The 22,640-nt window shown below is 56.1% G+C and carries 20 protein-coding genes; 1 reads left to right on the top strand and 19 read right to left on the bottom strand.

Features of this window, described 5'->3' with window-relative positions:
* Positions 1-10: 10 nt before the first annotated feature.
* The 10 genes from PQR62_RS05300 to epsL form a co-directional block, all read right to left on the bottom strand.
* Complete coding sequence (locus tag PQR62_RS05300; RefSeq protein ID WP_408155519.1) at positions 11-1,069, bottom strand: acyltransferase family protein; 1,059 nt, start codon at positions 1,067-1,069, stop codon at positions 11-13.
* Positions 1,066-2,298, bottom strand: coding sequence for a glycosyltransferase (locus PQR62_RS05295; protein ID WP_408155517.1), 1,233 nt, complete (start codon positions 2,296-2,298; stop codon positions 1,066-1,068). Before PQR62_RS05295 ends, PQR62_RS05300 begins: the two co-directional genes overlap by 4 nt.
* A gap of 99 nt (positions 2,299-2,397) precedes the next feature.
* Positions 2,398-3,837 carry an O-antigen ligase family protein gene (locus PQR62_RS05290; RefSeq protein WP_408155515.1) on the bottom strand — a complete coding sequence of 480 codons (1,440 nt, stop codon included), beginning with the start codon at positions 3,835-3,837 and terminating at the stop codon, positions 2,398-2,400.
* A 168-nt stretch (positions 3,838-4,005) separates the two neighbouring features.
* Positions 4,006-5,655, bottom strand: coding sequence for an exosortase B (gene xrtB / locus PQR62_RS05285; protein ID WP_408155513.1), 1,650 nt, complete (start codon positions 5,653-5,655; stop codon positions 4,006-4,008).
* Between the two features lie 32 nt (positions 5,656-5,687).
* Complete coding sequence (gene epsG, locus PQR62_RS05280) at positions 5,688-6,569, bottom strand: chain length determinant protein tyrosine kinase EpsG (RefSeq protein WP_408155511.1); 882 nt, start codon at positions 6,567-6,569, stop codon at positions 5,688-5,690.
* Positions 6,570-6,643: 74 nt separating this feature from the next.
* Complete coding sequence (gene epsF / locus PQR62_RS05275) at positions 6,644-8,053, bottom strand: chain length determinant protein EpsF (RefSeq protein WP_408155509.1); 1,410 nt, start codon at positions 8,051-8,053, stop codon at positions 6,644-6,646.
* Between the two features lie 67 nt (positions 8,054-8,120).
* On the bottom strand, positions 8,121-8,909 hold the full coding sequence (gene epsE, locus PQR62_RS05270; protein WP_408155742.1) for a polysaccharide export protein EpsE: 789 nt from the start codon (positions 8,907-8,909) through the stop codon (positions 8,121-8,123).
* Positions 8,910-8,972: 63 nt separating this feature from the next.
* On the bottom strand, positions 8,973-9,917 hold the full coding sequence (locus tag PQR62_RS05265; RefSeq protein WP_408155507.1) for an EpsD family peptidyl-prolyl cis-trans isomerase: 945 nt from the start codon (positions 9,915-9,917) through the stop codon (positions 8,973-8,975).
* Between the two features lie 108 nt (positions 9,918-10,025).
* Positions 10,026-11,381 carry an undecaprenyl-phosphate glucose phosphotransferase gene (locus tag PQR62_RS05260; RefSeq protein ID WP_408155505.1) on the bottom strand — a complete coding sequence of 452 codons (1,356 nt, stop codon included), beginning with the start codon at positions 11,379-11,381 and terminating at the stop codon, positions 10,026-10,028.
* A 67-nt stretch (positions 11,382-11,448) separates the two neighbouring features.
* Positions 11,449-12,684: an XrtB/PEP-CTERM-associated polysaccharide biosynthesis outer membrane protein EpsL gene (epsL, locus tag PQR62_RS05255; protein ID WP_408155503.1), complete on the bottom strand. Its 1,236-nt coding sequence runs from the start codon at positions 12,682-12,684 to the stop codon at positions 11,449-11,451.
* 448 nt (positions 12,685-13,132) lie between these two features.
* On the opposite strand from epsL, the gene PQR62_RS05250 reads away from it, so the two are divergent.
* Positions 13,133-13,795, top strand: coding sequence for a phosphatase PAP2 family protein (locus PQR62_RS05250; RefSeq protein WP_408155501.1), 663 nt, complete (start codon positions 13,133-13,135; stop codon positions 13,793-13,795).
* Between the two features lie 160 nt (positions 13,796-13,955).
* Here the strand turns inward: PQR62_RS05250 and PQR62_RS05245 are convergent, their stop codons facing one another.
* The 9 genes from PQR62_RS05245 to thrS all read right to left on the bottom strand — a co-directional run bounded on the left by PQR62_RS05245 (position 13,956) and on the right by thrS (position 22,544).
* Positions 13,956-14,525 carry a GNAT family N-acetyltransferase gene (locus PQR62_RS05245; protein WP_408155499.1) on the bottom strand — a complete coding sequence of 190 codons (570 nt, stop codon included), beginning with the start codon at positions 14,523-14,525 and terminating at the stop codon, positions 13,956-13,958.
* 114 nt (positions 14,526-14,639) lie between these two features.
* Positions 14,640-15,041: a MerR family transcriptional regulator gene (locus tag PQR62_RS05240; protein ID WP_408155497.1), complete on the bottom strand. Its 402-nt coding sequence runs from the start codon at positions 15,039-15,041 to the stop codon at positions 14,640-14,642.
* 3 nt (positions 15,042-15,044) lie between these two features.
* On the bottom strand, positions 15,045-15,398 hold the full coding sequence (locus tag PQR62_RS05235) for an integration host factor subunit alpha (protein ID WP_459251854.1): 354 nt from the start codon (positions 15,396-15,398) through the stop codon (positions 15,045-15,047).
* A 112-nt stretch (positions 15,399-15,510) separates the two neighbouring features.
* Complete coding sequence (gene pheT, locus PQR62_RS05230; RefSeq protein WP_408155493.1) at positions 15,511-17,937, bottom strand: phenylalanine--tRNA ligase subunit beta; 2,427 nt, start codon at positions 17,935-17,937, stop codon at positions 15,511-15,513.
* 80 nt (positions 17,938-18,017) lie between these two features.
* Positions 18,018-19,034, bottom strand: coding sequence for a phenylalanine--tRNA ligase subunit alpha (gene pheS, locus PQR62_RS05225; RefSeq protein WP_408155491.1), 1,017 nt, complete (start codon positions 19,032-19,034; stop codon positions 18,018-18,020).
* A gap of 197 nt (positions 19,035-19,231) precedes the next feature.
* Positions 19,232-19,591, bottom strand: a complete 360-nt coding sequence (rplT, locus tag PQR62_RS05220) for a 50S ribosomal protein L20 (RefSeq protein WP_408155489.1) — start codon at positions 19,589-19,591, stop codon at positions 19,232-19,234.
* 20 nt (positions 19,592-19,611) lie between these two features.
* Complete coding sequence (rpmI, locus tag PQR62_RS05215) at positions 19,612-19,809, bottom strand: 50S ribosomal protein L35 (protein WP_408155487.1); 198 nt, start codon at positions 19,807-19,809, stop codon at positions 19,612-19,614.
* A 239-nt stretch (positions 19,810-20,048) separates the two neighbouring features.
* Positions 20,049-20,570, bottom strand: a complete 522-nt coding sequence (infC, locus tag PQR62_RS05210) for a translation initiation factor IF-3 (protein WP_408155740.1) — start codon at positions 20,568-20,570, stop codon at positions 20,049-20,051.
* A 66-nt stretch (positions 20,571-20,636) separates the two neighbouring features.
* Positions 20,637-22,544, bottom strand: a complete 1,908-nt coding sequence (thrS, locus tag PQR62_RS05205; protein ID WP_408155486.1) for a threonine--tRNA ligase — start codon at positions 22,542-22,544, stop codon at positions 20,637-20,639.
* Between the last annotated feature and the right edge of the window lie 96 nt (positions 22,545-22,640).

Here is a 22,640-nt window from a genome sequence, read left to right as displayed (position 1 = left end):
CCCTTGCAGCCTATCTGAACCTGGCCCGCCATTTCCTTAGATGAGTATCAATGAAGCGATCCACCAACATTGCAAACACCAGGGACAAAGCCAGGGCAATCAAAATATTCAAGATGGCAAAATGAGAAGCCCAGTCTGCGTTTTCCAGCAGCAACTCGTGCGACAAATAAATCGAGTACGAATAGATGCCGATTTTGCGGATCAGTTTCAAATTCAGAATCTTGAAAGGAAAGCTCTCGGGATTGTTCACCGAGTAAAAGAACAAGGGCATCAGAGCGATGCCTTGCAGCGAATAGCGGAAGGTCTCGCGGAAGCTCTCGCTGCGCACCACCAGCGTCAGCAGCAACAGCAGCACGCCCAGGCTGACGGCGGTGATGCGCACAGCCGGCTGCCGCAACCTGAGCAGCCAGTCATCCTTCAGTTGCAAGGTCGCGAGTATGCAGCCGAACAGGATGGAGTCGATACGGGTATCGGTCGCGTAGTAAGTTCTGTTGGTGGAAAACGATGGCGACTGCACCAGATAAATACGCCACAGCAGCACCGCGACGCAAATCAGAAGCAGGTAAAACGGCAGCTTCTTGCGATCGGCCTTGTGCAGCAAAAATAGAAACAGCGCCGGGAAGACGAAATAGAAATGCTCCTCCACCGCCAATGACCAGAACACGCCGGTGCCGGTCGGAATGGTGTGACCCGGGTCAAAAAACAGCGAGTAGTAATTTGCGAAATAAAATAATTGGGCAAAGAAACCGGTCCAGCTGGCATCGCCTCTGAACACGCCCAGATACGTCAGGCTATACGCGATCACCAGCGTCAGCAGCAAGGGCGGCGTGAGCCGCAGCACGCGACGAATGTAGAAATGCCGGATGTTGATGGCGCCGCTATCGGCGTACTCCTTGAGCAGCAAAGTGGTGATCAGATAGCCGCTCAGGAAAAAGAATATCGTCACGCCCAGGCCGCCGGGAACGATCTTGCCGAGACCCGCGTGGCTCAGAAAAACAATGGTGATGGCGACTGCGCGCCAGCCGTCCAGCGATGGAATTTCCTTGTGTTTGGTGTGCGTCAGATTCACTGGCGGCCACCCGCTTCCGCCGGTACGTTCTTGCGTACCAGTTGCGCCAGCTTGAGCGCCTCGGTGCCGATGGAGTGACGTTCAACCGCGCGCAGGTGCGCGGCTGCGCCCATGCGATCCAGTTGTTCCTTCGATGCCGCCAGGCAGGCTTCCATGGCTGCCGCCAGCCTATCGATGTCGCCGGCCGGGAACAGCCAACCGTTTTCTTCATCGTTGACCAGTTCGGGAATGCCGGCCACATAGGTGGTCAGCACCGGGCGATACAGTGCCATCGCCTCCATGATCACCACCGGCAAGCCCTCGGCAAAACTGGGCAGCACCAGCGCCCGCGCGGCCAGCAACTCTTCACGCACCTGCTTGCCGCTGATCCAGCCGGTAATCCGTATTTTTGAAGACAAGGCATAACGACGGATCAGATCTTCGATCTGCGGCCGCATTTCGCCATCGCCGGCCAGCACCAGCTCAAAGTCTATGCCCTTTCTGTTCAGCAATTGTGCGGCCTCGACCAGCAACAACTGCCCTTTCTGCTCGCACAAGCGCCCCACGCAGACCAGGCGCAGCGCTTGCGCCGATTCGGCCGGTGCGCCGGCATAGAAGTTTTCGTCCAGTCCGCAATGCACCACCGCGACCTTGTCCCAATACGGCTGCTCTACCCAACGATACAACTGGCTGCGGCAAAACGAGGTGATCGCCACCACGAAGGCGGAGCGGCGGATTTTTTCGTCGAGACCGAGCGAGATCGGCTTGTCGAACTCTTCCGGCCCGTGCACGGTGAAACTATAGGGCGCGCCGCCCAGGCAATGCGCCAGCATGACAATTTCAGTTGAATTGGTGCCGAAGTGCGCATGAATATGCGTGGCGCCGAACTCGGTGTTCCATTGCATCACTTGCGCCGCTTCCGCCAGATACACCAGGTGATACGGCAATGAACGCTCGCCCTTTGCCGCCATCTTGAAGGCCAGCGCGAGCGCAGAGAAAAACTTGCCGGGACGATCAAGCGCCAGCCTGAACAGCGGCTTGATCAGTCCTGCCATGCCATTACGCAAAACATATTGAGTGCGACTGAGTTCCGAGCGATCGTCTTCATCCACCACTTCGGCATCCCAGCCGCGCAAAGCTATGCGTTGCACCTCGAAACCAAGCTGCTCCATGGCCGCAATCTCGCGGCGGATGAAACTGTGACTTACCTTCGGATACTGGTTGATGAAATAGGCGATTCTTGTCGACATGTAGTCCCTTGCGGCAATGACTCGGATGAGCGATGTGGTGAGGCGTAATGAGGGCGTAACTGCGGTGCTGGACGGATCGCCGTCCGGCACCGCACATGATCAGGCGTTCTTGAGGCCGCCGTAATCAGGTTTTGGCAAGGCTCGCGACTTGCTGGCCTGCTCAGTTCGATAGGCCTCGCTGTTGAAGTACACCGAGCAGCCCATACCCGCCAGCAGCCAGAAGTACCAGTTGAATGCGAGGTAAGCCAGCAGGTTGTCGGAGGCTGAAACGATCATGTATTCGGCTACCGCGCAAATCAGCAGGAAGCCACCCAATTTATCCAGAGAATAAAATTTCACGAGTGTTTTGATGACCCGATAGAAGACGAACAGGTAGGCCGCCATCCCGATGATTCCGGTATCGAAGAACCATTGCACGTAAACGTTGTGGGCGCCCCATTTGACCGTACCGGCCAGCGGGAAGAACACCTGGGAATAATAGGGAAAGGACTCGACGCCGTAACCGGTCAGATACCTGGCCGTCGACATCCAGTTGAAGCCGGATTTCCAGAGCAGCACGCGCCACGCGAATGAGTTGAGCTTGGCATAGGTCTGGACGGTATTGCCGGCGTCAAGCTGCATGATCCGTTCTTGCACGCTGGGAATGAGCAGCGCCAGAATCGGCAATGCAATCAGATACAGCAGATAGCGACGCTCAAACATCAGGCCGTACAGAAAAAACAGGAAGAAAAATGCGATCCACGCGCTGCGCGTTTGCGTCAACAGCAACAGCACCAACAAAAACATCATGTAGCCCATCAAGCCGATGCGCTGAATCTGCGTGGTTTTGAAATTGGGACTTTTCACCACGTAAAGGCCGAGCGACACCACCAGCGTCAGATAAAAGGCGAGAATATTGGCGTGACCAAAGGTGCTTTGCAGGCGGAAATTGCTTAAACCGCCTCTGGCATTCAAGGCGACGCTGACCACCGCATACATCGCAGGAATCACCGATGACCAGATCACCAGCCGCACCAGCTTGCGAAAATCTTCGGGCGTCTGCACCACGTAAAATGCGCAGATGAACACTGCAAAATAGGAGAACATCGACAGCACCATCTTCACTGCCGGGCCCTTGTCGGGAGAGATGACAATGCCGCAAGTGGCCACTGCCAACAACAACAGCCAGGGCACCACGAGGTAAAACGGCAGGCGCTTCGGTTTTTCCACCACAAACAGAAATGCGATAAGAATGATGAGCGCATTGATGGCGCCGCCGAGGCCCGGCGAGAAACCTCCGCTGGCAGCGACCCGCGTGGTTTCCAGCACGATATCGCCGGATGCCCGGAACAGCACGATCATCAACAGCAGCAAGGGCCGGTTGAAGGCAAACAGCGCAGCAAGCACAAACAGCGCCGGCAAGGCTGCGAGCCGCGCGTAACGGTCGCCCGCCATACCGGCGAATATCGGCACCGCCATCCCCACCAGCACGGCCAGCAGCAGCATCCCGCCCAGCAACAGCAGTTGAGAAGTCTGGAAATAATTTTTTTTCATGCTCATGGTCCTCCGCGTACGGCTGCACTTACTCGGCGAAGCGGCTGCGCTCTCAAGAGCAGCCGCAGCTCGCGGATCAAATTGTTGCTGGCATCGCCCTGATGGCGCCTCTGCCTGTTATTCGTCTAGCCTGATTCAGTCAGCTCAGTTCCGGCGTCCACGGCATGCCGGGATTTATGCCGGCACCAGCAAACCAGGATGCGGCCCGTTCATAGCGTTTTCGAAATCACTCAGAAAACGCTGTTGCAAAGCGTAGGCATCCGCCGATTCCTCAGGATCGTTCAACAAGCTGGAAGCACGCACCAGAATCCCGTCCGAGATAATTCCCGACATGCCATCACGGAAAATCTTCAAGCGTGTGGCCAGCGCGCCATCGGGCATGGCGTTGCCGATACGCACCCAATAGCTGACGGCCTCGAGACGATTCTTGTTCTGCGCCAGAAAGCGATGGCCGGTGACGGGCGGTTTTCCGGCCGCCTGCTCCAGCGACAAACGGGATTGATTCTTCAATGCGAAGCCCTGCGCCACATAGCAGACCTCAGGCAGGTGAATCTTCACATCCTGCTGCTGTTCACGGGCATACGCCAGCGCCAGCATGATTTGTTCGCCCTTGCTGTTGACATAGGTGCGGCTCAGCACGTCGTCGTACAGCGGATCAGCACTGCGATCCGTTCCGTCTTCCACCGACAGGCTGACTTGCAGATAGGGAGAAGGCACTTCGCGCCAATCGCCGAATTGCTTGGGCACAAAGCTGTCGAACTTGGCCATCTTGGTCGCCGGCGCCAGCTGCGGCGTGAGCATATGCACCGCCAGCACCGAGACCAGCATGCCGAGCGCCAACAGGACCGCAGGCTTCAGACTGATCGCAAACAGCCCCTTGTCGGCATCGCGCAGTTTGGCTTTCCTGAACTGCGCCGGCATCGCTTCCGGCTCGGGCAAACCTTTACGCCGCGCCTGATAGGACACCACCATGCGCAGCAGGCTGTCCACGCCCATGATCAGCAACAAGGCGCTCATGAACAGCAGCATGCCGGCGAAACCGTGCAGGAATCCCTGCCCTGCCGCGTCGCCCAGATAGTAAGTAATCAGCGCCAGCGCAACCACCCGGATGGTGTTGGCCGTGAAGGAAATCGGCACGATCAGCAAAGCCAGCACGGTATTGCGCATCAGGGATTGATGGCGCACCAGATTCATGTACAGCAGGCCCAATGCTTCGAGCGTGAACAGCGAATTGAGGCCGGCGCAGGCATCCGCCACCAGCAATTGATATTGGCCGATGACCAGGATCACGCCGTTGCGCGCAATCGGATAGCCCAGCGCATACAGCAGGTGTTCGGATGCGTAAGACACGCCGATCTTGAGCGGCTGGGTCAGAAAGTCCACGATGGATGCCGGCAAGGGCACCATGAACAGCATGAAGAAGAAGGCAAACCAAAGGCGCGCGCAGGTCCGGGTGCCGAAGAACACCAGAATGATGCCGGCCAGCACCGGGATCAGGGAGCCGGCTTCCAGCAACAACACGGTCTGCGAACGGCCAAGGGCGAAACACAGCAGACCGAAGAGCAGCATCAAAGCGCCAGCAAGCGGCGCCGGTTTGCGTTCTATCAGCCCCTCCGCCAACAGCTGGCGTACCCGCACGTAGAGATAGCAGCAGGCCACCACCAGCACGATCGGGCCATGCCCATTGCGCTCGGTCCCCCAGGCGCCGTGAAACAGGTCGATGAAACTCGGCACGTACATCGCCGCCATACCGACGACAATTGCCAGCCAGGGCGAGAGCGAGAAGCTCCTGGCGTGCAAGGGGTAGGTTTGTTCAACGGCCATGTTCCACTTTCATGCGCGAGAAAATGGTCGCGTCAGAACTCATTGAGCACGCTGCCGACCACCACCACGTTTGCGCTCGCCATGCTATCGGCGAGAGCGCGCACGCTGGAGATGTGGCTGACATTATTGCGCACCACCATCAGCGAAGAGCCTGCACGTACTGCGACAGTTTGCCCGTCGGCGCATTCGCCGCCGGCCGGTGTGTCGATCAGAATCACGTCGTAGGCCGGGGCCAGCTCTTGCAGCAATTGCGTAAACACCGGACGACCCAGCAGTTCCTGCGGATTCGGCGGCGTCGGGCCGGCGGTCAGCACCGACAGGTCAATCAGCGCCGGCACGCGTTGCACCGATTCGGCAGCGCCGACGCGGCCGGCGATGACTGCCGACAGACCATTGCGATTGTCGAGTCCGAACAATTGGTGCTGGCAAGGGTTGCGCATGTCGCCGTCGATCAGCAAGGTGCGTTCGCCCAATTGGGAAAACACTACCGCCAGATTGGCGGCGATGAAGCTGCGCCCTTCGCCGCGGGCCGGACTGGTGATGGCGATGGCCTTATGGCCGGCATCGGCATCGAACCAGCGCAGCATCAGCTGGCTGCGCAAGGCGCGCAAGGCTTCCACCTGCGGGCTGAAAGGATTGTAAGCGGCGACCAGCTTTTCGCTGACCTTGCTTTCGCCCTTGAGCAGATAAGGATAGTCAAACTGTTGCGACAAAGCCTGATCGATATCGTCCTGCGTCAGGAAACCCAGCTCGATGGCGGCATCGCCGAAACGCATGCCGCGCTCACGCTGCAGGCGCAGGATCTTCTCCGCCTTTTCAGGCGTGAGCTTTCCGATATCAATGAGAATTGCACCGATGGAACGGTTGGGCAAGGAGCTGCCGTCTTTAGTTGGAATTAAGGTTGCGGTGTCCATGGAGATTCCGATTAATTATGTGCATTCACAATCCGGCAAACCGGCACTGTAGGGTCGTCCTCGCTGGCGCGGCGTTACGCCTGCGCCGGTCTGGAACCACGCTTGAAACCAAAACGGTTGCCCTTGTTGCCCTTGGTGTTGGGACGAACGATGGTGCCGAGTACTTGAATACCGAGGCCTTCCACCAGATCTTCTTCCGAGCGCACGCGGCGATTGAGCAGTTCCAGTGCCAGCGCAGCGGCAATGCCCAACACGCCGCCGACAAAGATCGACAGGATCACGTTGATCAAGATGCGCGGTCTGGCCGGGCTGGTCGGCGGCACGGCGATCGCCAGAATGGAAATATCCGACTGGTTCGACTGACCTTCCAGGTTGGTCTGGGTGAAACGCTGAGCAGTCAGTTCATAGGCGCGCTGCGCACTGTCCAGATCACGCGACAGCACCGACAGCTCATCGCGGCTGCGATTCAGATCGAGAACCTTGACCTTTTGTGCGTCGAACTCAGCCTTGATTTCAGCTTCGCGTTTGGCCAGAATCGTCGCGTTGGTGCTGACGCTGGCAGAGGTCGAAGTCACTGCCGCGTTGAGTTGCGCACGTATGCCATCAACTTCGGCCTTGGCGTTCAGATAGTCCGGGTGGTTGCTGCCCAGACGCTTCGAGGCTTGCTCAAAACGTGCTTCGGACGCCGCAAGATTGGCCTTCAGATTCTGGATCAGCGGATTGGAGTTGACGTCCGGCGATTCCAGCGCGCCTTTGCCGGCCGACTGATTGCGGCGGGACAGCGCTTCGGACAAGGCGCCCTGCGCCATCACCAGCTGTGTCGACAGATCGTTCAGACGATTGTTTTCAACGTCGGTGCGATTATCCAGATTGGTGATGCCGTGCTCTTGCTGGTACTTCGACAGCTTGGACTGCGCCTGTTCGTAGTTGTCGCGCAGCACCTTGATCTGGTCATTGAAGTAGACCGAAGCCTTACGCGTCGGATCCAGCTTCAATTGCATGCTGACCTGCTGATAGGCATCCGCAAATGCGTTGGCCATCGTTGCCACGAATTGGGGGTCCTGCCCCTTGAACGTGATGTCGATCACGCTGCTGTCGCGCGAAGCGACCGCATCCAGGTTATTGAGCAAGATATCGGCGAGCCAGTTGCGAATATCTGTGGCGCCATTGTTGTTCTCGGCAAAACTTGCCTTGACCGCAGGATCATCGGCCAGCTTCAGGCTATCGATCACCTTCAAGCCGACACTGCGGCTATTGATGATATCGACCTGCGTAGGCATGTAACCCGGCAAGGCCTGTGCAGTGACCATCATCCCGGTCACGGGATCGGTTGCCTTGTAGTTCAGCACAACCGATGCTGTGGCCCGATACTGTTTGGGCAGAATCAGACTGACCACCAGCGTTGCGATCACCGTCACGCCAAAAATGAGCATGATGATTTTGAAGTGAGCGCGCAAAATCAAAAGCAATTGGGATAAATTCATTATTGGCACCTCATGGCAATGGTCTTTCCGACCTGGGATTTTTTTTGTAACCGCTTGTCCGTATCAATCAAAACCAGCTTTCCTTGACATAGACAATGTCATCGGCTTGCAGCAGATCATCTTTCTTGACATCGATTTCCTGCAGAGCACCTTCAGTATCGCGACGCTTCACTTTCAGACCGCGCTCAGTGCCGCGGGTGGTGAGGCCGCCGCCCACCGACAGCGCCTGCAGCACGGTGGTGCCGCGTTCGAGCTTGTACATGCCGGGGCGCTGGACTTCGCCGTAGATGTAGAAGCGCAGCGAACGCTCAACGTAGATCACGTCATTCGCGGATACGGTGGGCAACTCGCTGGTGTCACCGCTGTGGGTCACGGCGTAGATGTCGACCAGCTTCTTGCTGATCTGGCCGTTTTCAGTGTGCACGATCGTGACGGCGTCGCCGCCATCGGGATTGACGCCGCCCGCCAATGCAATCACGTCGGCAACGTTGCGCTTGCCATCGAGCGGATAGCGGCCCGGCTTATAGACCTGCCCAAGCACGGAGATCATCTGACTCTGCGGCACGGTCACCAGAATGTTGACCTGAGGATTCAGAAGGAAACCGCCCTTCTTGAGCAGATCCGAAATCTTGCGCTCGGCCTGCGAGGTCGACAAACCGCCGATCTTGACATCACCGATCAGCGGATAGCTGATGCTGCCGGCTTCGCTGATGCGTGTTTCCAGCGTCAGATCCTGACTGCCGTAGACATTGACCTTGATCACGTCGCCAGGACCAAGCGCAATGTCCTCTGCAAGGGCGGACGCGCCCCATCCGGCAATCAACAGTCCGGCGATCAACAGCAAAATTTTTCTCATCATTTTTTTAACTCCACATTACGTCCGATTAAGCTTCATTCCAAATCTGCTATTGCCTGCCGCTTACTTCAAACCGGACAGGCCTCTACCGATTGCGCTGTCCTTGGCGGCTGCCGGGGCAGCAGTCGCAGCAGCGCCGGGGTTTTGCGCGGTCAAATCTTTCAGGCTCTTGGCTTTATCGAAGAATTCGATCTTGGCCTCTGCTTTCAGACGATTGAGCTCAACTTCAGTTGCCTGGCTCTGTTTCTGGCCGATCAGATACTGCTCGATCTGCGGTGTCGCGGCGATCAGGGTGAGCGGCACATTCTTGACATCCATCAAGGACGCCAGCACCGCCGATGAACCCTCATTGACGACGAACAGACCGCCGCGCGACAACGTCTTGAGACCCGCAACCATAGGCGCCGGCAACTCGGCAGTCGTCTTCGATACTTGCAACCGGGTAAAGTTGATGCGCTTCGCCTCCAGCCAGGTGGCAACTTCTTCAATCGGGCGAGGAGTTCCCATCAAGGTATTCAATTCCGGGCTCATGTCGGCGCCATTGATCACCAGCTCATAAAAATCATATTGCTTGCGCTGACCGAACCAATCCGGATTCTGGCGATAAAAATTTTCTATTTCGTCACGCGTGGGGCGAGCAATGCTGCCGGCCTTGGATTGAATATAAGCTTGCGCCAACACCAGATCACGCGAACGTTCCAACTCAGCCAGGACGTTAGGATCGGAATCCATTTTGGCCTTCTTCGCGGCATTGACAAACAGCTGCCGCGCCACCAGCGCATCGAGCAATTGCTTGGTGGCCTGCTGGCCACCGGTCTTGCTCAGTTCGGTATTCAACTGGTGAATCGTGACTTCAGTGCCATCCACATTGACCAGCGCCTGGCCGGAGCCGTCTTTCTTGCTTTCACCGCAAGCGACCAGCGCCAAGGCCATTGCAACTGCTGCAGCCAGTTTCAGGGAACGGCGTCCTGTCGTGGAGGATGCCGGCCCATTTATTCTTAACTTCAATCTCTGCTCCTGAGTGCGCGTTGGACGGTACTCCGCCCTTTCGCATGTTCCATATTCAACGTAATAGCAGCGCCTGCGACCACACAGGCAACTGCTCGATTTTTCTTTTCAGTACGCGTTGTCTTTTTTAAGGACCAGACGCACTGTCTGAATGATGATCCAAAGATCGAAAGTCAAAGACCAGCGACGCAGGTACTCCAGATCGAACTCGATCCGAGCCTTCATCTTGCCTAAAGTTTCAGTCTCTCCGCGTAAACCATTCACCTGGGCCCAGCCTGTAATACCCGGCTTGACCTTGTGCCTCAGCATGTAGCCCTTGATCTGCTTGCGGTACAACTCGTTATGCGCGACCGCGTGAGGACGCGGCCCGACGATACTCATGCGACCTTGCAGGACGTTGATGAACTGCGGCAATTCATCCAGTGAAGACTTGCGCAGGAAGCCGCCGATCTTGGTCAGGCGGGCATCGCCCTTTTGCGCTTGCTGAATGGTGTTACCGTCTTCCGTCACCGTCATGGAACGAAATTTGTAGACGACGATTTCCTCACCGTCCAGACCATATCGCCTTTGCTTGAAGATGACCGGCCCCGGCGATGTCGCCTTGACGCAGATCGCAATGACCAGCATCACCGGCAACAGCATCAGTTGAATGATGGACGCCAGGACGATATCGCTGGCGCGTTTGACGAAATTGTTCATCCCCGTAAACGGCGTTTCGCAAATCGCCATCACCGCCATACCGCCGACGTAGTCGAAGCGCGCCTGAATCAGATTGAAAATGTAGATATCGGGAATGAAGTAGATCGATGCGGTGGTGTCCTGCAACTCATCGATCACTTGCAGCACACGCGGCTGCGCAGAAATCGGCATGCTGATGTAGACCATGTTGATGCCATGTTCACGCACATAGGCCGCAACATCCGACATCTTGCCAAGCAGCGGCGTGTAAGTACCGGGCGGCTGACGACCGACGTCGCGGTCATCGAAGAAACCCAGCAGATTGATCATCAGCGCCGGATAGTCGACCATACGCTCGGCCAGCTTGAGCGCCGTTGGATTGACGCCGATGATGATCGCCTTGTGTACTTCGCCCTTGGTGCGCAGGTCCTTCATCACTCGCAGCTGCAAATGTTGCGACACCATCAGGCCGAACGGCGTGCCAATCACCCAGGGGCCGATAACCCGCAAGGAAAACTGGTCATAGAATTCACAGAAATAACCGACCAGCGCGAGGATGGCGACGACTACGCCCCAGTCGATGAAAATAGGTCCCACCAGCTTCACCGCTTTCGGATTGCGACGCAGGCGGCGCTCGTGAAACTCGGCAAAAACATAGGAGCTGACAAAGAAGCTCATGATCGCCAGCACCCAGTAATCACCGGAGAACGACTGATGCTCGATGCGTGCGATGACCCAAAGATAGGCAACGATCAGGGCCGGTTCGATCAGTCTCTTGAAGACCATGACGAGCGAATTCGGCTTAACGTTCGCGAGTGGAACGCGGTCATGGATTTCATTCATTTTTGGGGCCTCAGAACTCATAGCGCGACGTCACAGCAACACCGTTGGAGGTATATCCAAAATTATCGATATTCGATTGCAAGGTCTCACGGAAGATAGACGCTACCAGTGAGAGCGGCTTCAGAGGCGAGTACGTCACACTGAAACTCGCCTTTTCATACTTATCCTGACGGCTCGACGGAGTAACGCCTGTGATCACGGTTGCACCGTTATAGTTGCGTTTTTCGTAGTCAATCAGACCGTCGAATCTCAACTTGTCCGAAGCCTTCAAGGTACCCGCCAGACTCAGACCATTTGTCAGCGCATAGTTCGCATCGACATCGCTGAGCCCGCCAATTTCGCGCCACAGATTGACCGTAAACAAGGTCTTGCCGGTCGCTGCCCAGTCGGCGATAAGACGCGCATTGAAGCCGGAATAATCCGCCGCGCCGGAGGACTGGCGCTCGCGAGTTGCATAACCGCCCAGAAACTGCAGACGCGTCTTGCCGCTATACAACCAAAGCACCTTGGCCTTCAATTCGTCTTGCTTGAAAGAGTTGTTGATCTGCGTTCCGCTGATCACGGTGTCAAACGGATAATTCGCCTTCGTGTGGCGAGCCACCAGCCCTACCGTACTGCCGCTGCGCGCCGTGTAATCCACGCCGACCTCGGCGGTATCTTGCGTAAAGGTATTGGATTGCTGCGAAGGCAAGTCATAGCCCAGCCCAAAACGCGAGCCTTGAGCTCGAACGGTCCAGTCAGGATGCAGACGCCAGGCAGCACTCAGATACTTGGTTTCCAGGGTTCGCAGATTTTTCTGCAGCACGCGCAAATTCTGAAACGGGGTCAAGGCTTGCGAATACGCATAACCGGCATCGCCTGAAAAATAATCGCCGACCACCCAGCTCCAGTTCGCTTTCAGATCGCGACCGCTGTTGTCGAATTGCTTGAAGTAATCAAAGGCATTCTTGTTCAGACTGGCATCCAGCCGGATGCGCTGGCGCCCCAACTCTTTGTTGATACGCAGCCCACCTACGGTTGTATGAACGGTATCGGACATTTTTTCCGTTCCCAGGCTGGCCTGTGCTGCTGCGGCATTTTGCAAGCGCAACAAGTTGTCATCATAAAGAATCGAATATTGCGCGTAAGGAACGACGACTTGATCATCATCGGCGGCAAATGCCGGCTGCAATGACGACAGAGCGAGCGCAGTGAATAGCGGCGCACCGAATCGATGTGAAAAACCAGACTGAAACCGAAATGCCATCTTCTGCCCAATGTCCCTTCTTTTTATTTAAGCTTTGTAACAAAGGATATTTCTGGCGTCGGTATTGCTGCGCCGCAACAGAAAAATTTTAGGCTCCATCATGCATCATTTTCGATTTTTAAGCAAAAAAATATGCAGAAAACCATTGCCCATCAGAAATTCATGTGCTACGCGATGACTGTAAAAAATCGTCAATCAGAAGCTCCCTACAAGCGATGTAGGAAAAGCGGAAATTGTGTATCTTGTCGTAAGGCTTATGCTGCACCGCGCCGAAATGTGCAGCTATATACAGACAGATCAAATCCCGGCTTGCCGGCGAAATGAGCAGCTTTACGTGGCTCCCCGATGGCAGACGAGGCGATCTGATTGCAATTCAGCGTATTGGCTTGCGCATATTTCCCGCAGGCCGCCTTTCTTTTATCGGACGCGAGCAATTTCCCGATTGCACTTGGCTTCGCAATACTGCAATCTCTTGGCTCAGCTCTTTACCTATTGGACTTGGTTTATGTTTTGGTGGCACACAGTTACGTTTTTAGGGGACAGCGCCTTCACCGTTCCCTGCGCCCTGGCGATTGCCATCTGGCTCAGCATCAATGGACTGTGGAAACAGACCGTTCGCTGGCTGCTTTGTTTCGGCGTGGCGATGGCACTGGTGGTCGTCACCAAGCTGCTGTTCATGGGCTGGAATATCGCGCCGCCGTTCATCAATTTCACCGGCATCAGTGGACATAGCGCGTCGGCGACTGCGGTCTATCTGACGGCGGCATTTCTGTTCAGCAATGAGAAATCTGAACGGACACGCATGCTGGTAATCGCTGCGGCAATTGTTTTTTCGATTGTGATCGGTCTTTCACGACTAGCGATCAAAGTGCATTCGGAATCTGAAGTGGTCATCGGCCTGCTCACCGGTGCAGTCGCCGCATGGTGCTTTTGCCGTGCCTTCGATGGCAGCAAACGCACCCTGAGAGGGAAATATGTATTCGTCGCCCTGTCCGTCTTCATGCTGATGGGCACGACCGGCAAGCCGGCACCTACGCAAGGATTTTTGCAGGACGTCGCGCAGATGTTATCGGGGCGGGACATGGTCTACTACCGCACGATTCCCCTGTAAGAAACGCGACACGATGGAGTCACTCTGACGAAGTCGTGAACATGGAAACAAAAAATGCCGGCACGGCCGATGCTGGCATTTTTTTGAAAGGCATGACCGATACCATCCGCCCCAGGAACAAACGAAGCCTGGTGCGCGCCGGCCCTCCGGCAAACAGGTTTCAGACATCCGCTTCGAGCACCATATACGCGGCAGACGAATCGTAACTGGCAAGCTTTTCTTTCAAGGCCGGATCGGGATCGCTTATCCGAAAACCACAGGCGGCCCAGTACGATGCGGAATTGTTGACTGCGATCAGCGCCGCATACCGCAAGTCCGCATCCGCCATCACTTGCCTCAGGTGCGACATCAACGAGCGGCCAAGACCCGCACCACGGGCAGAGTCCATCAAGGCAACATCGTGGAGATACAGGCAATTGGCGGCACCATCCAACTGTTGCAACAAGCTGTTCAGGGCAGGCGGCTGCCTTAGCCGGGCCGGATGCATGATGGCGTAGCCGCACGCCTGATGGCGCGAATCCCCGCAGCTTGCAAGTGCAGCATCAGACATTGCACTTGCTTCAGCTATCCAGCATCCTGCAGGAAACAAGTGCAAGCGTTCGGCAAATACCTCAGCGGCTTCGAAATAGCCGGAATGCACGCGGGTCGCAATCGCCATCACTGTCGTCAGATCTCGCGGCATCATCGGACGCCATGAAAATGCCGCCTCAGCTTTAGTTTCCATCATCATCCCCCTCTTACTCGCCAGCCACACCAATCTCGCTCATCAATCTGCACCGGTGCGATACGCGAAAAAAAACCGCTGCATGCCGCGGCGGTTTTTCTGGAAAGCGCAAAACAAGATTTACGGAGCGCTGCCCGGACGCAACATCTGCAGCACTTGCAAAAGCTCGCTGCGCACATCTTCAATACCAGCTTCATCCAGGCTGATCGCCGGCGTCTCCGGCACTTCGGGTTGCAATGCTTCGTTGCTGCCATCGAGCTTATTGCGCGCACCGCTGATGGTGAAGCCCTGCTCATACAATAGCTCGCGTATACGACGAATCAGCAGCACTTCGTGATGCTGATAGTAGCGACGATTGCCGCGGCGCTTGACTGGCTTCAGCTGAGTAAACTCTTGTTCCCAGTAGCGCAGCACATGCGGCTTGACGCCGCACAGCTCACTCACTTCACCGATGGTGAAGTAGCGCTTTGCCGGGATCGGCGGCAAGACGATCATCGCTGGTTTATTGACGCGTTCGTTCATAGATTAGACAGCCAGGCCGAATGGCTCGCTGCTGGAGACCTCTACCATTTCCTTGAGTTTTTGACTGGCATGGAAAGTTACGACGCGCCTTGCGGTGATCGGAATTTCCTCGCCGGTCTTCGGGTTGCGCCCTGGCCGTTGCGGCTTGTCGCGCAGTTGAAAATTGCCGAAGCCGGACAACTTGACCGCCTCGCCGCGTTCCAGCGCGTTGCGGATCTCGTCGAAGAAGGTCTCGACCATGTCCTTCGCTTCGCGCTTGTTGAGACCGACCTGCTCGAATAAAAGTTCAGCCAGCTCGGCCTTGGTCAGCGTCGGCAGATTCTTTTCAGCCTGCGAACGCACTTGCGCTTCCAGCATCGCGCGCTGCAAGTCTGCATCTAATACCGAATGAAACTCACTCGAATTCACATTGTTCATGACGGGATGAATGCCTGTTCTTTACCTGGACTGTATTTTTATTTCTCGAGCGTCAGGCCCGCAGTCTGGCCGCCAGTTTTCCGCTTGCGGCGGCCACCAGAGCACTCATTGCAAGGTCGACTTTGTCATCCTGAAGGGTGTTTTGAGTATCTTGCAAGGTGAATCGGAACGCAAGACTTTTTTCGTCATTTTCCAGACCCTTGCCTTGATATTCATCAAATAAAACAATGGCTTGGATGATAGCGCATGCCGCATTCGACTGCTTTTCGGCAGCAAAAACATCGAGCAATTCCTGCACGGCGACCGACTGTTTCACGACCAGCGCGAGATCGCGGCTGACTGCCGGGAACTTGGAGATTTCCACGTGCGTCGGCACCTCACGCTGCTGCAATGCAGTCGCATCGACCTCGAACAAAACCGGCGCCAGCGGCAAGTCATACTTCTGCTGCCATTGCGGATGCAGCTCGCCGATCACGCCGATGGCTTGCTCGCCGAGGAACACTTGCGCCGAACGGCCTGGGTGCAAAGCCGGATGCACGGTCTTGGAGAAACGCAATGCGGCCGGCGCGAACAAGGCTTCCAGATCTGCCTTGACATCGAAGAAGTCGACATTGCGCGCAGCCTGGCCCCACTGCTCTTCCGCCACCGGACCGTAAGCCAGCGCGGCGACGCGCTTGGGTTGCAGATAACCGGCGACGCTGAGCGGACCGTCCTGCACTTCGGCGCTGCGCGAAAACACGGCGCCGATTTCAAACACCCGAATGCGCGCGGCCTTGCGATTGATGTTGTATCGCGCATTGGCGATCAGGCTGGCCAGCAGCGAAGAACGCATCACGCTCATCTGGCTGGCGATAGGATTGAGCAACTTGATCGGTGCTTTGTTGCCGGCGAAGTCTTCTTCCCAGGCCGACTCGACGAAACTGAAATTGACGACTTCCTGATAATCGGAATCGGCCAGCAGGCGACGAATCTCGAACAGCGAACGTGTATTCTCCGGCGCGATCAGCATGGCGTTGGCGGCCACCGGCGGCAAGGCTGGAATGTTTTCAAAACCGTAGACGCGCGCGATCTCTTCGATCAGGTCTTCTTCGATTTCGATGTCGAAACGGTAGGACGGCGGCGTCACCGAAAACAGCCCCGGCTCTTGCACGAATTGCAGTCCCAGACGCGTGAAGATATCGGCGACCATCTCGTCGCTGATCACCACGCCGATGACTTTTTGCGCACGCGCGGTGCGCACCTTGACCGGATTGCGCTTGGGCAGATTGACGGTCTGATCATCGACCGGACCGACGCGTGTGTCAGGTGTGCCGCAGATTTCCATCAGCAAGGCGGTGATGCGTTCGATGTGCTCAACCACGGTCGCGAAATCGACACCGCGCTCGAAGCGATGAGCCGCATCGGTCGAAAAATTGTAGCGGCGCGCGCGGCCTTGAATCGCTTGCGGAAACCAGAACGCGGCTTCCAGATAAATATTGGTGGTGTCCAGCGATACGGCGGTGGCGTCACCGCCCATGATGCCGGCCAGCGATTCGATTTCCTTGTCGTCGGAAATCACGCCGACCCATTCATCGACTTCCACGGTATTGCCATTGAGAAGCTTGAGCGATTCGCCCTTCTTGCCCCAACGTACATCGAGGCCGCCGTGGATCTTGTCGAGATCGAACACATGCGAAGGACGGCCCAGCTCCAGCATCACATAGTTGGAGATATCGACCAGAGCAGAGATCGAACGCTGACCGCTGCGCTCCAGGCGCTGCTTCATCCACTGCGGCGTCGTCGCCCTGGCATTCAGACCGCGAATCACGCGACCGGCAAAACGGCCGCACAGATCCGGCGCCGAAATACGCACTGGCAGTTTTTCCTGCGCATTGACTTCGACCTGCTGATACTTCGGCATCTTCAGCGGTGTACCGGTCAGCGCCGAGACTTCCCGCGCCACGCCCAGCACCGACAGGCAATCCGCCTTGTTCGGTGTCAGCTTGATGGTGAATTTGAGGTCGTTGAGTTGCAGATAGTCACGGAAATTCTGACCGACCGGCGCATCGTCCGGCAACTCCAGCAGCCCGCCATGATCCTCCGACAGCTTCAGCTCGCGTGCCGAGCACAGCATGCCTTGCGACTCGACGCCGCGCAACTTGCCGACCTTGATTTCGAAAGGCTTGCCGTCGGCGCCCGGCGGCAGCACCGCGCCAACCATGGCGCATGGCACCTTCATCCCGGCGCGCACATTGGGCGCACCACACACGATGTTCAGAATGGTGCCGGTGTGTACGTTCACACGGCAGACGTTGAGGCGGTCTGCATCGGGATGCTTGGCGACTTCCAGCACTTCGGCCACGACCACATTGGTGAAAGGAGGCGCGACCAGTTCCACATCCTCGACTTCCAGACCCGACATTGTCAGCAGATGCGACAGTTCATCCGAAGTCATCTGCGGATTGACCATCGTACGCAACCAGTTTTCAGAGAATTGCATGATTCAGACTTTCAGCTATCAGCCAGACGAAACGCCGACGCAAGGTGATGTTCCTGCGCCGGCCTTTGCTTGTTCTTGGTTTAATTGAATTGCTTGAGGAAACGCAAATCGCCTTCGTAAAACAGGCGCAGATCGTTGATGCCATAGCGCAGCATCGTCAAGCGCTCGAGGCCGGAGCCGAACGCAAAACCGATGTATTGCTCGGGATCGAGACCCATGTTGCGCACCACGGTCGGATGCACCTGGCCGGCGCCGGAAACTTCCAGCCAGCGGCCTTTCAACGGACCGCTGCCGAAGGCGATGTCGATCTCGGCCGAGGGTTCTGTGAACGGGAAATACGAAGGACGGAAACGCACCTGCAGATCGTCTGTTTCGAAGAAGGCTTTGACGAAATTGAGGTAGACGCCCTTGAGGTCGGCGAAGCTGATGTCTTCTGCAATCCACAGACCTTCGACCTGATGGAACATCGGCGAGTGAGTGGCATCGCTGTCAACGCGATAAGTACGACCGGGCGCAATGACCTTGATCGGCGGCTTGTTCATGCGCGCATAGCGCACCTGCATCGGGCTGGTGTGCGTACGCAGCAGCAAAGGCTTGCCTTGCGTATCGTTGCCTTCGATGTAGAAAGTGTCCTGCATCGAACGCGCCGGGTGATTTTCCGGGCTGTTCAGTGCAGTGAAATTGGTCCAGTCGGTCTCGATTTCGGGGCCGTCGGCCACATCGAAACCGATCGAGCGGAAGATCTCTTCGACGCGCTGCCAGGAGCGCATCACAGGGTGAATGCCGCCGACGCCGCGACCGCGGCCGGGCAAGGTGACATCGATCGCTTCCGCGTTCAGACGCGTCTGCATCTGGGCATTGGCCAGTGCATCGCGACGCGCGGTCAGCGCATTTTCAATCTGTTCCTTGGCGACGTTGATGATCGCCCCTTGCACTTTGCGCTCTTCGGGAGCCAGCTTGCCCAGCCCCTTCATCTGCTCGGTAATCTGGCCGGTCTTGCCCAGATATTTGGCCTTGGCATTTTCCAGTGCGGCGGCATCCTGTGCACCGGCGAAATCGTTTTGCGCCTGTGCAACGAGTTGTTCTAGGGGATTCATGCGGTAAGTCTCGCTCCAATCGAAAATCCGACGACGAAGTCGAAAAGAAGAAGATCAAAAAGACGTCGATCAAAAACATACGGGGCATCGGTATTCACCTTTGCCCCGCAGGATTTTGCAGCGCCGGCTGCAGTATTTGCTGTATTACTTTTGCGTCTACATTGCGCGACCGGCAACTGCATCAACAACGCTTGCAATTAAGCAGCGATGCTGGCCTTCACTTGATTGACAATCGCGGCGAATGCCGGCTTGTCAGTCACAGCCATATCGGCCAGAACCTTACGGTCCAGTTCGATCGAAGCACGCTTCAGACCGTTCATGAAGACGCTGTAAGTCACACCATGCTGACGGGCAGCGGCGTTGATACGAGCGATCCACAGTGCACGGAAAACGCGCTTCTTGTTACGGCGGTCACGGTACGCGTATTGACCAGCGCGCATGACTGCTTGCTTTGCAATACGGTAGACGTTTTTACGACGACCGCGGTAACCCTTGGCCAGGGCCAGTACTTTTTTATGACGGGCACGCGCTGTTACCCCACGTTTTACTCTAGGCATATTAGCTCCTTAGTGTGAGGTTAAGCGAACGGCAGCATTGCGCGAACCGATGTCAGGTTAGTCTCGTGGACTCCCACTGCACCGCGCAATTGACGTTTGTTCTTGGTGGTTTTCTTGGTCAGGATGTGACGCTTGAAAGCTTGACCGCGCTTGACGGTACCGCCTGGGCGCACGCGAAAACGCTTCTTCGCGCTGCTTTTCGACTTCATCTTAGGCATAACACTATCTGTCCTGTTCGGACAGCTCCGTTTTTTGATGATTGCAGGTGGCAGCAATGCTCGCTACTCTTTGATGCCTGCTCTCACTTATTTGACAGCAGATTTCTCTGCTGCTTTGCCGGACGCCCCATTTACGTCAGAGCGTTCCTGCAAATTCTTGTCGGCCACTTCTACTGCACCGCTTGCGCGATGCGGGCAGCATCAAGAGACGCTGCCCAGTTACGGCTTCAGTCCTGCGATTACTTCTTCTTCTTCGGCCCCAGAACCATGATCATCTGGCGACCTTCCATCTTAGGAAACTGCTCAACCTGGCCATACGGCTCGAGATCGCCTTTCAGACGCTCCAGCATGCGCATACCGATTTCCTGGTGAGCCATTTCACGGCCACGGAAACGCAGCGTGATCTTGGTTTTATCACCTTCCTCAAGGAACTTGGTCAGGTTACGCAGCTTGATGTTGTAATCGCCATCATCGGTACCAGGACGGAATTTAACTTCCTTGACCTGAATAACCTTTTGCTTGAGTTTGGCTTCGTGGGCTTTTTTCTGTTCTTGATACTTGAACTTGCCGTAGTCCATCAAGCGGCAGACAGGCGGTTGCGCAGTTGGCGCGATCTCCACCAAATCCGCATCTGCCTCACTTGCCAGACGGAATGCCTCTGTCAAACTGACGATACCAAGCGGCTCGTTATTGACCCCGGATAAACGCAGTTCCGGCGCAGTAATTTCACCGTTGATGCGATGCGACTTGTCAGTAGCTATTGCAGTTTCCTTATTAAATCCAATAAATTAAGCCGTGCTCTTGCGCTGGAGGAAATATTTCCCTCATCAGGCTTTGGCTTCGACCTCAGTCTTGAGGCGCTCCACCAAGGTGTCGATAGACATTACGCCCAGATCGACATTGCCCCGCGCACGCACGGCCACTGTGTTTGCATCACGTTCTTTATCGCCGAGCACCAAAATATATGGCGGCTTCTGCAAAGAATGCTGCCGTATTTTATAGGTAATCTTCTCGTTACGCAAATCGGTCTCTACCCTAAACCCTTGTTTCTTCAGCGTTTGTGCAACGTTCTTCACATAGTCGGCCTGTGCGTCCGAGATATTGAGGATCATTACTTGCACCGGAGCAAGCCACAGCGGCATGGCACCGGCGTGATTTTCGATCAGGATCGCAATGAACCGCTCCAGCGAGCCGACAATCGCACGGTGCAGCATGACAGGCACCTTACGGTCATTGTCCTCAGTCACATATTCAGCACCCAGACGCGCCGGCATCGAGAAATCGACCTGCATGGTGCCGCACTGCCAGGAGCGGCCGATCGAATCCTTCAGGTGATATTCGATCTTCGGGCCATAGAAGGCACCTTCGCCCGGCAATTCTTCCCACTCGGTGCCGGAAGCGCGAATCGCTTCGCGCAAAGCGTTTTCAGCCTTGTCCCAGACCGCTTCTTCGCCAATACGCTTTTCCGGACGCAGCGCCAGCTTCACAGCGACATCGGTAAAGCCGAAGTTGTCATAGACTTCGCGCACCACCTTATTGAAAGCAGCCACCTCATCCTGGATCTGATCTTCGGTACAGAAAATGTGACCATCATCCTGAGTAAAACCGCGCACGCGCATCATTCCGTGCAGCGCGCCGGACGGCTCGTTACGATGGCATTGACCAAATTCGCCGTATCGCAGCGGCAGGTCACGATAGCTGTGCAGGCCCGAATTGTAGATCTGAATATGGCCCGGGCAATTCATCGGCTTGAGTGCATAGGCGCGATTTTCCGACTCAGTCGTGAACATGTTTTCACGATAATTTTCCCAGTGACCGGTCTTTTCCCACAGTGAACGATCCAGAATCTGAGGCGCCTTGACCTCCTGATAACCACTATCCTGATAGACACGGCGCATGTATTGCTCCACCTGCTGCCAGATCGACCACCCCTTCGGATGCCAGAAAATCAGACCAGGCGCTTCGTCCTGGAAGTGGAAAAAGTCGAGCGCGCGACCCAGCTTGCGGTGATCGCGCTTCTCGGCCTCTTCCAGCATATGCAGATAAGCTTCCTGCTCCTCTTTTTTAGCCCAGGCGGTGCCGTACACACGCTGCAGCATTTCATTGTTGGAGTCGCCACGCCAGTACGCACCGGCCAGCTTCATCAGCTTGAACACCTTCAACTTGCCGGTCGACGGCACGTGTGGGCCGCGGCACAGGTCAGTAAAGCCGCCTTCCGTATAGAGCGACACATCCTGATCTTGCGGAATGGATTCGATGATTTCAGCCTTGTAGGCCTCGCCGATCGACTTGAAATAAGCCACCGCCTCATCACGCGGCAAGACCTTGCGTGTTACAGGCTCATCCTTCTTGGCCAGCTCCGCCATCTTCTTTTCGATGGCCACCAGGTCTTCCGGCGTAAACGGACGCTTGTAAGCAAAGTCGTAATAGAAGCCGTTGTCGATCACCGGACCGATCGTCACCTGCGCATCCGGGAACAACTCCTTCACTGCGTAAGCCAGCAAGTGAGCGGTCGAGTGACGAATCACTTCCAGACCCTCCGGATCCTTGTCGGTCACGATTGCGAGATCGGCATCTTTTTCGATCAGGAACGAGGTATCGACCAGCTTGCCATCGACGCGACCGGCCAGAGCCGCCTTTGCCAGACCTGCTCCGATATTGCCGGCGACCTGAGCCACCGTGACCGGACCTTCAAATTGACGCTGCGACCCATCGGGAAGACGAACTGAAACCATTTTGCACTCCATGTCGGCAGCCACGCTGCCTTGCCTGATTACTGATTGGGTAACGAAATATGAAAAACAAATACAAAAACGCGGACGTAAAAAAAC

Source organism: Herbaspirillum lusitanum (assembly GCF_046025995.1).
GTDB lineage: Bacteria > Pseudomonadota > Gammaproteobacteria > Burkholderiales > Burkholderiaceae_D > Herbaspirillum > Herbaspirillum lusitanum_A.
The sequence above is the reverse complement of the archived record's forward strand: the minus strand, read 5'-3'. Positions and strand labels throughout refer to the sequence as shown.